Here is a 12,152-nt window from a genome sequence, read left to right as displayed (position 1 = left end):
CGTGCGACCTCGTCTTTCCTTGACTAAGGGGACCTCTGGCGCCCGACTATACACACCGACCGATACCGATCGGTGACCTGCATGAGCATCAACTCCCGCCCCGATCACAGCAGTAGATCCGGAGTCCACAGCTCCGCGAATCGCCCGTCGATCACTCCCAGGTCGGTAAATCCGTCTCAAATGCGGCCAGATCAGGTCACTTGCACCCATCCGAGTGGTGTTCATCTGAAGATCGACGCGCCACGGGCGTCGGTCCCGCACTCCGGACCCCGCGTACACATCATTGGGAAAGTACGCAAATCGCCCAACCTGAAAGTGAGGGGCCATGACCAAGAACAAGGTCATGACGCTGTGGACCATCGTCATCTCTGCCTTCATCGCGCTCTTCTCGGCGCTCGGTCTCGTCTCCCCGGCCGCCGCGGCCGTTCCCGTCCAGCAGTCGGAGGAGGTTCAGGCTCCGGCGCCGCAGGCCGACCCCGCTCCCGCGGCCGCGTCGGCTCCCTTCTGGGCCTTCAAGAGGTCACTGCCACCGACGATGAAGCAGCGCATCCGCGCCGAGGCCCACGGTTCCGCCCCCAGCTGCCGCCACCGTCCGCCGGCCGACATCGACCAGCGCGCCGCGGAAGCCGAACTGGCCACGCCGGACCTGCCCCCGGCGCCGTAGCCCAGAAGGCACAAGGCACAAGGCACACAGCAGGACCAGAACGAACAGCAGCACCAGTGCAGAAAAGCACGACCCGCAAGACGCGCAGGAACAGCACGACCCGCAGTAACAAGCAAGCGCAGCAAGACCAGCAGTGCCAGCACGACCAGCACGACCAGCAGTAACGAAAGAACGACGTAGCGAACTACACGCAGCACCCTCAGCAGTCACAGCACTCGCAGCGACGCTGTACCGCAGCACCGCAGGCTCAGAAGAGTCCGCAGAATCCACAAAGAGAAGACGCAGAACCCCGCCGGCACACCCCGCGGCGGCGAGGCAGCACGGCCCCATGCCCACGCTCCACCGGGAACGGGCCCGCAAGGCCGCGCACAGAACAGCCAGAGCACCCAGAGCGCCCAGAGCGCCCAGAGCGCCCAGAGCGCTCGTACGCGCGTGCCCGCCACACACAACCTGCCCCTGTACGGCCGAAAGACGGACGGTGCCGCACTCAGGCCCCCGGGCCGGGCAGTCAGGCATCAGGTGTCAGGCATCAAGCCAGACCCCACAATCGAAGAGCAGAGCAGCGCACAGACGAGGCCCCAGCCATCACTCCCGGCTGAGAGGGCCCCTTCCGCATGCCCGGACGGGTACGGCCGACGCCCGTGCCCGAACAGCAAAAGACCCCCAAGCGTTTCCGCTTGAGGGTCCTCGTACTGTGGGGCTAACAGGATTTGAACCTGTGGCCTCATCCTTATCAGGGATGCGCTCTAACCAACTGAGCTATAGCCCCGCCGCGCTCTGCGGTGTGTGTCCCGCGCGCTGACTCCTGAAGATTAGCGCACAGGGGGGCCAGTCCCAAAATCGATAGTCCCGGCCCGCCCACCAGCGGCTACGCGAACGCGTGAACCGCGCTCACTCGTCCTCGGCGAGCGTGAGCTCGATACCGCCGACGAAGCCGGCGGAGAGGTTGTAGATGAACGCGCCGAGCGTCGCGAGCGCCGTCGCCAGGACGACGTCGATGACCGCGATGACCGTCGTGAACATCAGCACGCGCGGGAGCGACAGGAACGACTGCAGGTCGAAGCCGTTGGACTCGTTGGAGCCCGTGGCCTCGGAGATCGTGCCGCCGACCGTCGAGAAGACGCCCATGGCGTCCATGACCATCCACAGCACCGCGGCCGCGATGATCGTGCAGATGCCGAGCGCGATGGAGAGCAGGAAGCTGACCTTCATCACCGACCACGGGTCGGCCTTGGCGACGCGCAGCCGCGCCTTGCGCGTACGCGGCGTCGTACGGGCGCCGGTGCGCGGGCGGCGCACGGCCCCCGTAGGCGCGTTCTGGTACGCCTGCGGCGGGTGGTACGGCTGGCCGGCCTGCTGGGGCTGCTGACGCTCCCCGGGCAGGGCGCCGCCGCCGTCCGCGTAATTCTGGGTCTGCGGACCTCGGGTGTCCGTCACAGTTCCCCCCTGGGATCCATGAGACTCGGGCGAGTCTTTCGCATCATGAGCGGAGCCACAGCCGCCCTCGGTTTCCGTACCGGTGGATGTCCCGGTAGAGCCCGCGCCCGTGGCTCCGCTCACGATGACTCACTCCTCGCGCTACTCGGCCGAGGACTGCCCGCCCTCGTCCGCCGTTCCGGAGGCCGTCTCGTCCGGGGTCGATTCGTCGGTCACGACATCGTCCGCGTCCTGCGGGATGTCGCCGTCGACTTCCTCGGCCTCGCGACCGGCCTCGGCATTACGTGCGATGCCGACGACGGCATCGCGCTTGCCCAGGTTGATCAGCTGGACGCCCATGGTGTCACGGCCCGTCTCCCTGACCTCGTTGACTCGCGTACGAATCACACCGCCGGACAGCGTGATGGCGAGGATCTCGTCGGTCTCCTCGACCACCAGGGCGCCGACGAGGGAACCACGGTCCTCCACGATCTTGGCGGCCTTGATTCCGAGGCCACCGCGACCCTGGACGCGGTATTCGTCGACGTTGGTCCGCTTCGCGTACCCACCGTCGGTGGCGGTGAAGACGAACGTACCCGGCCGGACGACATTCATCGAGAGCAGCTCGTCGCCCTCGCGGAAACTCATGCCCTTCACGCCCGAGGTCGCACGGCCCATCGGGCGCAGCGCGTCGTCCGTCGCGGTGAACCGGATGGACTGCGCCTTCTTGCTGATGAGCAGCAGGTCGTCCTCGCCCGAGACGAGCTCGGCGCCGATCAGCTCGTCGTCCGAACCGTCCGCGGCCTCGCGGAGGTTGATCGCGATGACACCGCCGGAGCGGGGCGAGTCGTAGTCCTTCAGTGACGTCTTCTTGACGAGGCCGGCCTTGGTCGCGAGGACCAGGTACGGCGCCGCGTCGTAGTCGCGGATCGCGAGGATCTCGGCGATGGCCTCGTCCGGCTGGAAGGCCAGCAGGTTCGCCACGTGCTGGCCGCGTGCGTCACGGCCGGCGTCGGGCAGCTCGTAGGCCTTCGCGCGGTAGACGCGCCCCTTGTTGGTGAAGAAGAGCAGCCAGTGGTGCGTCGTGGACACGAAGAAGTGGTCGACGATGTCGTCTTCCTTGAGCTTCGTGCCGCGCACGCCCTTGCCGCCGCGCTTCTGGGAGCGGTAGTCGTCGGTCTTGGTGCGCTTGACGTAGCCGCCGCGCGAGATCGTGACGACGATGTCTTCCTCGGCGATGAGGTCCTCGATGGACATGTCGCCTTCGAAGGGCACCAGCTTGGTGCGGCGGTCGTCGCCGAACTTGTCGACGATCTGCTGCAGCTCTTCGCTGATGATCTGGCGCTGCCGCTCGGGCGAGGCCAGGATCGCGTTGTACTCGTTGATCTTCGCCTGGAGCTCGTCGTGCTCCTGGACGATCTTCTGACGCTCCAGAGCGGCCAGTCGGCGCAGCTGCATCTCGAGGATGGCGTTGGCCTGGATCTCGTCGATCTCCAGGAGGCTCATGAGGCCCCCTCGCGCCACGTCCACGGTGTCGCTGCGCCGGATGAGGGCGATGACCTCGTCGATGGCGTCCAGGGCCTTCAGAAGGCCGCGCAGGATGTGTGCGCGCTCCTCGGCCTTGCGCAGCCGGAACTTCGTCCGGCGGACGATGACCTCGACCTGGTGCGTCACCCAGTGGCGGATGAACGCGTCCAGGGAGAGGGTGCGCGGCACGCCGTCGACGAGCGCCAGCATGTTGGCGCCGAAGTTCGTCTGGAGGTCGGTGTGCTTGTACAGGTTGTTCAGCACGACCTTGGCGACCGCGTCCCGCTTCAGGACGATGACCAGGCGCTGGCCCGTACGGGAGCTCGTCTCGTCGCGGACGTCGGCGATGCCGCCGATCTTGCCGTCCTTGACGAGGTCGGCGATCTTCTGGGCGAGGTTGTCCGGGTTGACCTGGTAGGGCAGCTCGGTGACCACCAGGCACTGGCGGTTCTGGATCTCCTCGACGGCGACGACCGCGCGCATCGTGATGGAGCCACGGCCCGTGCGGTACGCCTCCTCGATGCCCTTGCGGCCCACCACGAGGGCGCCGGTCGGGAAGTCCGGGCCCTTGATGCGCTCGATGAGGGCGTCCAGGAGCTCCTCGTGCGAGGCCTCCGGGTTCTCCAGGTACCACTGGGCGCCGGCGGCGACCTCGCGCAGGTTGTGCGGCGGGATGTTGGTCGCCATGCCGACCGCGATGCCGGCGGAGCCGTTGATCAGCAGGTTCGGGAAGCGGGCCGGCAGGACGGTCGGCTCCTGGGAGCGGCCGTCGTAGTTGTCCGTGAAGTCGACGGTCTCCTCGTCGATGTCCCGGACCATCTCCATGGACAGCGGCGCCATCTTGCACTCGGTGTAGCGCATGGCGGCAGCCGGGTCGTTGCCCGGAGAGCCGAAGTTTCCGTTGGAGTCGACCAGCGGCATGCGCATCGACCACGGCTGGGCGAGGCGCACCAGGGCGTCGTAGATCGAGGAGTCGCCGTGGGGATGGTAGTTGCCCATGACGTCACCGACGACGCGGGCGCACTTGTAGAAGCCCTTCTCGGGCCGGTAGCCGCCGTCGTACATGGCGTACAGGACGCGACGGTGGACGGGCTTGAGGCCGTCACGTACGTCGGGCAGCGCTCGGGACACGATGACGGACATCGCGTAGTCGAGGTAGGAGCGCTGCATCTCCGTCTCGAGCCCGACGGGCTCGATGCGCATCGTGATCTCGCCCGCGCCCTCTTCAGGGGTGCTGGGAGTGTTCTCGTCGGCCATTGCTGGTGAAGATCCTTTCTGCGGCGGTCAGCTGAGACCGACTCAGATGTCGAGGAAGCGGACGTCCTTGGCGTTGCGCTGGATGAACGAGCGGCGTGCCTCGACGTCCTCACCCATGAGGACCGAGAACAGGTCGTCGGCCTGGGCGGCGTCGTCGAGGGTGACCTGGCCGAGGACGCGGTGCTCCTGGTCCATGGTCGTGATGCGCAGCTCCTCGGCGTTCATCTCACCGAGACCCTTGAAGCGCTGGACCGAGTCGTCACGGATGCGCTTGCCGGCCTGCTTGCCCAGTTCGATCAGCGCGTCGCGCTCGCGGTCCGAGTACGCGTACTCGAAGTCGTCCCGGCCCCACTTGATCTTGTAGAGCGGCGGACGCGACAGGAAGACGTGACCGGCCTCGACCAGCGGGCGCATGAAGCGGAACAGGAACGTCAGCAGCAGCGTGTTGATGTGCTGGCCGTCGACGTCGGCGTCCGCCATCAGGATGATCTTGTGATAGCGCAGCTTCTCGATGTCGAAGTCCTCGTGGACTCCGGTGCCGAAGGCCGAGATCAGCGCCTGGATCTCCTGGTTCTGCAGGATCTTGTCGATCCGCGCCTTCTCGACGTTCAGGATCTTGCCTCGGATGGGCAGGATGGCCTGGTACTGCGGGTTGCGGCCGGACTTGGCCGAGCCGCCGGCGGAGTCACCCTCGACGATGAAGATCTCGCACTTGGTGGGGTCGTTCGACTGGCAGTCGGAGAGCTTGCCGGGCAGCGAGGCGGACTCGAGCAGACCCTTGCGGCGGGTCAGGTCGCGCGCCTTGCGGGCCGCCACGCGCGCGGTGGCCGCCTGGATCGACTTGCGGATGATGTCCGCGGCCTCGTTCGGGTTCCGGTCGAGCCAGTCGTTCAGGTGCTCGTGGACGACCTTCTGGACGAACGTCTTCGCCTCGGTGTTGCCCAGTTTGGTCTTCGTCTGGCCCTCGAACTGCGGCTCGCCGAGCTTGACGGAGATGATCGCGGTCAGACCCTCGCGGATGTCGTCACCCGTGAGGTTGTCGTCCTTCTCGCGGAGCAGCTTCTTCTCGCGCGCGTACTTGTTGATGAGCGCGGTCAGCGCGGAGCGGAAGCCCTCTTCGTGGGTACCGCCCTCGTGCGTGTGGATCGTGTTCGCGAAGGAGTAGACGCCCTCGCTGTAGCTGCTGTTCCACTGCATCGCGACCTCGACGGACAGGAGCTTTTCCTTGTCCTCGGCCTCGATGTCGATCACGGAGGGGTGAACGACCTCGCCCTTGCGGGAGTTGAGGTACTTCACGAAGTCGACGATGCCGCCTTCGTAGTGGTACGTCACCGTGCGCGGCTCGAAGGCGGTGTCGTCCGTCGCCTCCTTGGCGTCCGCGCCGGCCGTGGCCTTGGCGGACTCGCGCTCGTCCGTGAGCTTGATCGTCAGGCCCTTGTTGAGGAAGGCCATCTCCTGGAAGCGCCGCGACAGCGTCTCGAAGGAGTACTCGGTGGTCTCGAAGATGTCGCCGTCGGCCCAGAACGTGACCGAGGTGCCGGTCTCGTCGGTGGCCTCGTGCTGGGCGAGAGCCGCCGTCGGGGCGCCCATCTTGTAGTCCTGCGTCCAGCGGTGGCCGTCGGTCTTGATCTCGACGGATACGCGCGTGGACAGCGCGTTGACCACGGAGACACCGACTCCGTGCAGACCACCGGAGACGGCGTAGCCGCCGCCGCCGAACTTTCCGCCCGCGTGCAGGACGGTCAGGACGACCTCGACGGCCGGCTTCCCCTCGGAGGGGATGATGCCGACGGGGATGCCGCGGCCGTTGTCGATGACGCGGACGCCGCCGTCGGGAAGGATCGTGACGTCGATCGTGTCCGCGTGACCGGCCAGCGCCTCGTCGACGGAGTTGTCCACGACCTCCTGCACCATGTGGTGCAGGCCACGCTCACCGGTCGAGCCGATGTACATGCCAGGTCGCTTGCGGACCGCGTCCAGCCCTTCGAGGACGGTGATCGCGCTCGCGTCGTAGGAGCCGTCTGTCGCTCCTACGCTCGCGCGCGCGTCATCGTCGGTGGTCGGGATGTTCTCGTTGGGGTTGCCGGAATCGGCCACGAAGCGCCCTTTCTGGCACAGCACAAGCCAAGCTCCCGGTTGGTGGCCGGAGCGGCTGCGGCGTGTTTGTTCGGTAAGCCCTGTCAGCGTTGCTCGGTGCGTCCCACAAGTGGGGCGGGATTGCTCTCCAGTGTACCGGTAGCACTGACAGTGATGGGGGTTTGCCGGTACCTGAGTCCGCATGTGCCGCCCTCAACCGGTCTCGGCCGACTCCCCCTATGCGGAGCGGGGCTCCAAGAGGCTCACAGCGGCACTCAGCGCTTCGGGGTGTCAACCCCCAGCAACCGTGGCCGACCTGTCACCCGTAGGTGTCGTCGTGACCGGTGCTTCCAGGGGCGCGCAAAGGGCCGTAGCGACGGGGCCCGGAGCCGGGGTTCTTGATGTCGATACGGCGCACGGTGCCGTGGCCGAGATCCTCGTTCAGCCGTCTGACCAGCTGCGGAGCCAGCATGCGGACCTGCGTCGCCCAGGCCGTCGAATCGCACTGCACGACCAGGACGCACTCGTCCTCGTCGTACTTCTGCGGCACACAGTGCTTGGCGAGGTCGTCGCCGACGATCTGCGGCCAGCGCCCCATGACGCCGCCCACCGCGGCCGGCGTCTCCCAGCCGCGCTCGGTGATCAGCCGGTTGATGGCCGCGCCGAGGCCCATCGGGTCGCGGCCGTCGGCCCGCGCCCCGGAACGCAGGCCGCCGCCGCGACGGACCTGCTTCTTCTGCTGCGCGGAGGCTCCACGCGCGCGTGCGGCCTCTTTCGCGGCGCGCAGGGCGACGCGCGCGAGGTCGACACCGGACGGCTCCGGCGCCGGCTTCGACTCGGGGCCGGATTTCTCCGGGCCGGACTTCTGATCGCTCACAGCCGCTCCACGGTCCCCTCGGACACCGCGTACCGGGTGCCGGCCAGCACGTCCGGCACGTCGTCGTCGACGGCGGCCGTCACCAGGACCTGCTCGCCGGGCGCCACGAGCTCCGCGAGACGCTCCCTGCGGCGCGCGTCGAGCTCCGCGAACACGTCGTCGAGGACGAGCACCGGCTCGTTCCCCTCCGCCCGCAGCAGGTCGTACGAGGCCAGGCGCAGCGCCAGCGCGTACGACCAGGACTCGCCGTGACTCGCGTAGCCCTTCGCGGGCAGCCTGCCGAGCTTGAGGAGCAGCTCGTCGCGGTGCGGGCCCACCAGGGTCACCCCGCGCTCGATCTCCTGCTTGCGGGCGCCTTCCAGGGCGGCGAGGAGCTGCTCGTAGAGCTCCTCGCGCGCGTGGCCGACGAGCTCGGGCGAGGACGGCTTGTACTCCAGGGCGAGCGGGCCGCCACCGGGGGCCAGCTGCTCGTAGGCCTTGTCGGCCAGCGGCTCCAGCGTCGCGATCAGGTCGAGGCGCTGGGCGAGCAGCTCCGCGCCCGCGCGCGCGAGGTGCTGGTCCCACACGTCGAGCGTGGACAGGTCCATGGTGCGGCCACCGTGCCGGCGGGCGAGGGCGGCGGACTTCAGGAGCGTGTTGCGCTGCTTGAGGACGCGGTCGTAGTCGGAGCGCACCCCGGCCATACGGGGGGAGCGGGCCGTGATCAGCTCGTCCAGGAAGCGGCGCCGCTCGCCGGGGTCGCCCTTGACGAGCGCGAGGTCCTCGGGCGCGAACAGCACGGTGCGCACGATGCCGAGCACGTCACGCGGCCTGACCTGCGAGGACCTGTTGATACGGGCGCGATTGGCCTTGCCCGGGTTCAGCTCCAGCTCGATGAGCTGCTGGCGCTCGCCCTGGCGCACCTGGGCCCGGATGACGGCGCGCTCGGCGCCCATGCGGACGAGCGGGGCGTCGGAGGAGACACGGTGGCTGCCGAGGTTGGCGAGGTAGCCGACGGCCTCGACCAGGTTCGTCTTGCCCTGTCCGTTGGGCCCCACGAAGGCGGTGACGCCCGGTTCGAGCGCCACCTCGGCCCGAACGTACGAGCGGAAGTCGGCCAGCGACAGATGCGTGACGTGCATGGTCGTGGGCCGACCTCCCCCAACGTGCTCGGTACTGCGGTTACTGCAGGTGCTTCGGGCGCGGTGATCCACACCTGTGGATCACCGCCGCACCGGTCTACAGCTGTGGACTACGGCTTGTGTGGACTACTTCTTCTCGACGGCGTGGCCACCGAACTGATTGCGCAGCGCCGCGATCATCTTCATCTGCGGCGAGTCCTCCTGGCGCGAGGCGAAGCGCGCGAAGAGGGACGCGGTGATCGCGGGCAGCGGCACCGCGTTGTCGATGGCGGCTTCCACGGTCCAGCGGCCCTCGCCGGAGTCCTGTGCGTAGCCGCGCAGCTTGTCGAGGTGCTCGTCCTCGTCGAGGGCGTTGACCGCCAGGTCGAGCAGCCAGGAACGGATGACCGTGCCCTCCTGCCAGGAGCGGAAGACCTCGCGCACGTCGGTCACCGAGTCCACGGCCTCCAGGAGCTCCCAGCCCTCGGCGTAGGCCTGCATCATGGCGTACTCGATGCCGTTGTGGACCATCTTGGCGAAGTGGCCGGCGCCGACCTTGCCCGCGTGCACCGAGCCGAACTCGCCCTCCGGCTTCAGGGCGTCGAAGACCGGCTGGACCTTCGCGACGTCCTCGCCGGAGCCGCCGTACATGAGCGCGTAGCCGTTCTCCAGGCCCCAGACGCCGCCGGAGACGCCGCAGTCGACGAAGCCGATGCCCTTGGCCGCCAGCTCCTCGGCGTGCTTCTCGTCGTCCGTCCAGCGCGAGTTCCCACCGTCGACGACGACGTCGCCGGGCTGCAGGAGCTCGCCGAGCTCGTCGATGGTGGACTGGGTCGCGGCACCGGCCGGGACCATCACCCACACCACGCGGGGCCCCTGGAGACGGCCCACGAGCTCCTCGAGGCTGTGGACGTCCGCGAGGTCGGGGTTGCGGTCGTAGCCGATGACGGTGTGGCCTGCGCGGCGGATGCGCTCGCGCATGTTGCCGCCCATCTTGCCGAGGCCGACGAGACCGAGCTCCATCAGTGGTGATCCTTACGTTGCGACGGGGCGAGAGGTGGTGCGCACGGTACGAGCACGCACGCGTGGCGCGGGGCTCGTACCGGGTCCGAGCCTAAACCCGGACCCTCGTGCACACCTGTGGACGTAGCCGCGCGGGCGAACCCGGCGGCCACCTCCGCTCAGCCGTCTCAGCCCGACAGCCGCACCGGCATGATCAGGTACTTGTACGCGTCGTCCGCCTCGGCGTCCACGGCCGGCTTGCCGCTGAGCAGCGCGGGCTTGGTGGACGTCGTGAAGGACAGCTGGGCGACCGGGGAGTTGATCTCCTTCAGGCCGTCCAGCAGGAACTGCGGGTTGAAGGCGATCGAGATGTCGTCGCCCTCCAGCTGCGCGTCGAGACGCTCCACAGCCTGTGCGTCGTCGCTGGAGCCGGCCTCCAGGATGAGCACGCCCTGCTCGAAGCTGAGCCGCACCGGGGTGTTCCGCTCGGCGACGAGGGCCACGCGCTTGACGGCCTCCTCGAAGGGGGCGGTCTCGATGACGGCCACGGAGTTGAACTCCGTCGGGAACAGCGTGCGGTACTTCGGCAGGTCGCCCTCGAGCAGACGGGTTGTTGTGCGACGGCCGGCGCCCTCGAAGCCGATCAGGCCCTCACCGGCGCCGGAGCCCGACAGCGCGAGCGTGACCGTGTCACCGCTCGTCAGCGCCTTGGCGGTGTCCAGGAGCGTCTTGGCGGGCACCAGGGCGACCGCGGACGCCTCCGGGTCCTCCGGCTTCCACAGGAACTCGCGGACCGCGAAGCGGTAGCGGTCGGTGGACGCCAGGGTCACCGTGTCGCCCTCGATCTCGATGCGCACACCGGTGAGGACGGGCAGCGTGTCGTCGCGGCCGGCGGCGATGGCCACCTGCTGGGCGGCGGCGGCGAAGATCTCGCCCGGGACGGTGCCCGTCGCGGTCGGCATCTGCGGCAGCGCCGGGTACTCCTCCACAGGGAGGGTGTGGAGTGTGAATCGCGAGGACCCACAGACCACGGTCGCTCGTACACCGTCTGTGGAGATCTCCACCGGACGGTTGGGAAGGGCGCGGCAGATGTCCGCGAGGAGGCGGCCGGAGACGAGCACCGTGCCTTCCTCGTCGACCTCCGCGTCCACAGAGACGCGTGCCGAGACCTCGTAGTCGAAGCTCGACAGGCTGAGTGCGCCCTCCTCGGCCTTCAGCAGAAGGCCCGCGAGGACGGGCGCAGGCGGTCGTGCCGGGAGGCTGCGCGCCGCCCAGGCCACCGCCTCCGCGAGTACGTCGCGTTCCACCCGGATCTTCACCGTAAGCCGCCTCCTGCTGTTGCCTGGCTGCTCTCGCCCTGCGTTCGTCATCGGTCTGCGGTCTGCGTCGGCAGACGTGGTGTCGCTCGGCCCACAGCTGGGGAGAACACCGGGGACCAGTCTGACGCACCGCGCTGACAGTCGTTGCCCGCCTCGGTCAAGTCGCGTCGAGGCGCGGTCGGGGTCCCGGCGGCAAGTTGTGCACAGCCCCCACTTCGAAACGGATTCCCAGCTCTCTCTAGTTGGGAGTAGTAGTAGGGGCTGTGGAAACCGTGGATAACTGCCTTTACGCAGGTCAGGCCCGGTTTTTTGTCCACCGACCCTGTGGGCGGAGCCGGTGGACAACCCGCCCTCTCTGTGGACAGCGAAAAGTTCTGCACACGTGATGCACAGGCAGGGGCCACTTCTCCCCAGAGTCGTCCCCAGCTTCGGGCGGGTTCCCCACAGGGTGACAAGGGCGATCGATGTGACGCCTTTCACTCGCCCTGGTGACTAGGCGCGTCGGGTTGCCGAACAGTGGACAGCCGTGTGGAGAAGCGCCTGATCGCTGTGCACAACCGCTGTCATCCTGTGGGTCGGCGGTGGACAACGAAATGCACAGTCTGTGGAGGAAAACTCTGTCCACAGCCTGTGGAAATCTTTTGTCCACGAATCCACAGCCACCTGACCTGGGCTGATGATCTGTCACCAGTCCAGCCTGTGGATGGGATCTGGACAACTTTGCGGTCCCCAGGGTGTGGATCGCAAAAACCCGGCAGATCTGTGGAGAACTCCCGTAACCAGGCCGGTAATCGAACACCGGCGGGCTGTGGACGGCGGCGTCGCCGGCGCCGAAGAGGCGTGTGGACCCCGCCGGAGGCACGAAAAAGGGGCTGAAGAGGGGCGGCGGAGGGCCGGAGGAGGGGCGCGGCAGA

8 protein-coding genes and 1 tRNA gene are annotated in these 12,152 nt (G+C 68.0%); 1 reads left to right on the top strand and 8 read right to left on the bottom strand.

What is annotated here, in order from left to right; genetic code table 11:
- Positions 1–325 precede the first annotated feature (325 nt).
- Complete coding sequence (locus tag ACIBTU_RS04665) at positions 326–664, top strand: DUF6344 domain-containing protein (protein ID WP_399124419.1); 339 nt, start codon at positions 326–328, stop codon at positions 662–664.
- A 695-nt stretch (positions 665–1,359) separates the two neighbouring features.
- Here the strand turns inward: ACIBTU_RS04665 and ACIBTU_RS04660 are convergent.
- The 8 genes from ACIBTU_RS04660 to dnaN form a co-directional block, all read right to left on the bottom strand.
- Positions 1,360–1,433, bottom strand: a tRNA-Ile gene (locus ACIBTU_RS04660).
- Between the two features lie 122 nt (positions 1,434–1,555).
- Positions 1,556–2,224, bottom strand: coding sequence for a DUF3566 domain-containing protein (locus ACIBTU_RS04655; RefSeq protein WP_399124418.1), 669 nt, complete (start codon positions 2,222–2,224; stop codon positions 1,556–1,558).
- Positions 2,225–2,242: 18 nt separating this feature from the next.
- Positions 2,243–4,864 (bottom strand): DNA gyrase subunit A, encoded by a 2,622-nt coding sequence (gene gyrA / locus ACIBTU_RS04650; protein ID WP_399124417.1) that lies wholly within the window; start codon positions 4,862–4,864, stop codon positions 2,243–2,245.
- Positions 4,865–4,906: 42 nt separating this feature from the next.
- Positions 4,907–6,985 carry a DNA topoisomerase (ATP-hydrolyzing) subunit B gene (gene gyrB / locus ACIBTU_RS04645; protein ID WP_399124416.1) on the bottom strand — a complete coding sequence of 693 codons (2,079 nt, stop codon included), beginning with the start codon at positions 6,983–6,985 and terminating at the stop codon, positions 4,907–4,909.
- Positions 6,986–7,259: 274 nt separating this feature from the next.
- Complete coding sequence (locus ACIBTU_RS04640) at positions 7,260–7,817, bottom strand: DUF721 domain-containing protein (RefSeq protein WP_399124415.1); 558 nt, start codon at positions 7,815–7,817, stop codon at positions 7,260–7,262.
- The gene (gene recF, locus ACIBTU_RS04635; protein WP_399124414.1) at positions 7,814–8,938 is read right to left on the bottom strand and encodes a DNA replication/repair protein RecF; all 1,125 of its coding nucleotides are present in this window, start codon (positions 8,936–8,938) and stop codon (positions 7,814–7,816) included. The genes ACIBTU_RS04640 and recF overlap by 4 nt, the downstream gene beginning before the upstream one ends.
- 126 nt (positions 8,939–9,064) lie before the next feature.
- Positions 9,065–9,940, bottom strand: a complete 876-nt coding sequence (gene gnd, locus ACIBTU_RS04630; RefSeq protein ID WP_399124413.1) for a phosphogluconate dehydrogenase (NAD(+)-dependent, decarboxylating) — start codon at positions 9,938–9,940, stop codon at positions 9,065–9,067.
- A gap of 167 nt (positions 9,941–10,107) precedes the next feature.
- Positions 10,108–11,238, bottom strand: a complete 1,131-nt coding sequence (gene dnaN, locus ACIBTU_RS04625) for a DNA polymerase III subunit beta (RefSeq protein ID WP_188337969.1) — start codon at positions 11,236–11,238, stop codon at positions 10,108–10,110.
- Between the last annotated feature and the right edge of the window lie 914 nt (positions 11,239–12,152).

Source organism: Streptomyces sp. NPDC050145 (assembly GCF_044460245.1).
Lineage (GTDB): Bacteria > Actinomycetota > Actinomycetes > Streptomycetales > Streptomycetaceae > Streptomyces.
The sequence above is the reverse complement of the archived record's forward strand: the minus strand, read 5'-3'. Positions and strand labels throughout refer to the sequence as shown.